Origin of the sequence: Kitasatospora sp. NBC_01302, from assembly GCF_035976515.1 — a bacterium.
Taxonomy (GTDB): Bacteria; Actinomycetota; Actinomycetes; order Streptomycetales; family Streptomycetaceae; genus Kitasatospora.
Genome location: NZ_CP108404.1, coordinates 1,643,412 through 1,645,773, shown reverse-complemented (window position 1 = coordinate 1,645,773; position 2,362 = coordinate 1,643,412). Strand labels below are relative to the sequence as shown.

General features: G+C 71.8%; 2 protein-coding genes. Both read left to right on the top strand.

Annotated features, from left to right (window positions below; all coding sequences use genetic code 11):
- Nucleotides 1-73 precede the first annotated feature (73 nt).
- Nucleotides 74-1,384: a methyltransferase domain-containing protein gene (locus tag OG294_RS07345; protein WP_327065606.1), complete on the top strand. Its 1,311-nt coding sequence runs from the start codon at nt 74-76 to the stop codon at nt 1,382-1,384.
- Between the two features lie 158 nt (nt 1,385-1,542).
- On the top strand, nt 1,543-2,310 hold the full coding sequence (locus tag OG294_RS07340; protein ID WP_327065605.1) for a thioesterase II family protein: 768 nt from the start codon (nt 1,543-1,545) through the stop codon (nt 2,308-2,310).
- The last annotated feature ends 52 nt before the right edge of the window (nt 2,311-2,362 follow it).

Here is a 2,362-nt window from a genome sequence, read left to right as displayed (position 1 = left end):
CCACCTGCCACTGAACGGCCGGTACCGACCGGCACGTTCGACGAGTACGACCAGAACGGAGCAAGAGGCAAGGATGACTGTCGAGGAAACGAACCTGGCCGCCGTCGCCACCTGGGCGGCGCTCTACAACACCGATCCGGACCGGATGATCGACGAGTGCTACGCCGTCGACCCCGAGGTGGTCGCTCCCGAGGAGCTGCGCATCACCGACTCGGCCACCTTCCACGCGATGGAGAAGGCCGGGCGCGAGGCGATGCCCGACCGGCACTCCGAGGTGTTGAGCACCGCCGCCGTCGGCGACCGGGTCTTCGTCGAAGGCGTCATGACCGGCACCAACCCCGTCAACGGGACGCCGCTGCGGGTGCACTGGATGAGCGTGCTGACCTTCGCGGACGGTCTGATCGTCAAGGACCGGACCTACATGGACTGGTCGGTCTTCAAGGACTTCAACCGCACCGCCGAGTACCGCGCCGCCGACGCCGGACTCGACCTGACCGCAACCGCAGGCCCGACCCCGGCCACCGACCGGCCCACCACCACAGGAGCGACCATGACCACCGCCGAGCCGCTGCCCAGCACCGACTCCATCTCCGCCTTCTACGACATCGCCTCCCAGGTGCTCTGCGAGCTGTGGGACGAGAGCTTCCACGCCGGCTACTGGGAGTCCGAGGCCGACGACAGCTCCAACAAGGTCGCCGCGGACCGGATGACGGACGAGATGATCGGGCTGCTGGCGCCGGTGGACGGCGCCGAGATCCTGGACGTCGGCTGCGGCATCGGCACCCCGGCCTTCCGGCTGGCCGGCGCCGCCCGGGCGCGGGTGCGCGGGATCTCCATCAACGAGGCGCAGGTGGTGGAGGCCAACCGGCGGGCCGGCGAGCGCGGGCTGGCCGACCGGGTCTCCTTCGACCACGGCGACGCGCTGGCGCTGCCCTACGCCGATGCGTCCTACGACGCCGCCTGGGCCTTCGAGTCGCTCATCCACATGGACCGCCTGGCCGCGCTGCGCGAGATCAGCCGGGTGCTCAAGCCCGGCGCCCGGCTCGTCGTGGCGGACCTGCTGCAGACCGGCCCGCTCGACGAGGCGGACCAGGAGCTGGTCCGCGACGGCCTGCAGCGGATGTCGGCCAGCCCGATGCTGACCGAGGCCGAGTACCGCGCGCTCGTCGCGGAGGCCGGCTTCGAGCTGGAGGAGTTCCGCGACGTCAGCCGGCACACCGCCAAGATGGCCACCCGCATGGTGGAGTCCACCGACCGGCGCTACGACGAGATGGTCGCCCGCTTCGGCGAGGAGGCCATCGAGCTGATGGACCTCATCCGCTCGCCCGCCGCCCAGCTGCCCGAGATGGGCTACCTGCTCGCCGCCCTGCGCAAGCCCGCGTAACGGCGCCGACCGGTCGGTGGCGGCCCGCCCGGCCGGGCGGGCCGCCACCGCGCCCCGACGGGGTTTGGGCGCGGCGGCCGGGAGACAGGATCCATGAGTGATCTTCACGCAGTGCCACACGATCGAGCAGTGCTTTCGAGAACGGGGACGAACTCACCATGACCGTACCTGACGCGGACGCCGGCCTGTGGGCCCGGCGCTTCCACCCGGCTCCGCTGGCCCCCAGCCGACTGGTCTGCTTTCCGCACGCGGGCGGCTCGGCGAGCTTCTTCTTCCCGGTGTCGGCCGCGCTGAGCCCCGGCGCCGATGTCATCGCCCTGCAGTACCCCGGCCGCCAGGACCGGCGCGCGGAGCCGTGCATCGAGGACATCCACCGGCTGGCCGACGCGTTGCTCCCGGTGCTGCGCCCGCTGACCGACCGGCCGTTGACCTTCTTCGGCCACAGCATGGGGGCACTGATCGCCTTCGAGGCCGCCCGGCGCCTGGAGCGCGACGGCGAGGGCCCGGTGCACCTGTTCGCCTCGGGCCGCCGGGCCCCCTCCCGCTACCGGGAGGACGAGGACGTGCACAAGCGCGACGACGAGGGCGTGGTGGCCGAGGTGCGCTCGCTGAGCGGGACCGACCCGCAGGTCTTCGCCGACGAGGAGCTGCTGCGCATGGTGCTGCCGGCGCTGCGCAGCGATTACAAGGCGGTGGAGACCTACCGCAGCGAGCCCGGCTCGGTGCTCCGCTGCCCGATCACCGCCCTGACCGGTGACAACGACCCCAAGACCACGATCGACGAGGCGCGCGCCTGGCAGGAGCACACCTCGGCGGCGTTCGACCTCCAGGTCTTCCAGGGCGGGCACTTCTACCTGAGCGGCCGGCCGGGCGAGGTCATGAAGGTGCTCTCCGCGCACCTCGACGCGGTGGCCGCCGAGGCCTGACCAGTCGACGAAAGGGCCGTGGCGGGCGATGCGACAAGCATCGCCCGCCACG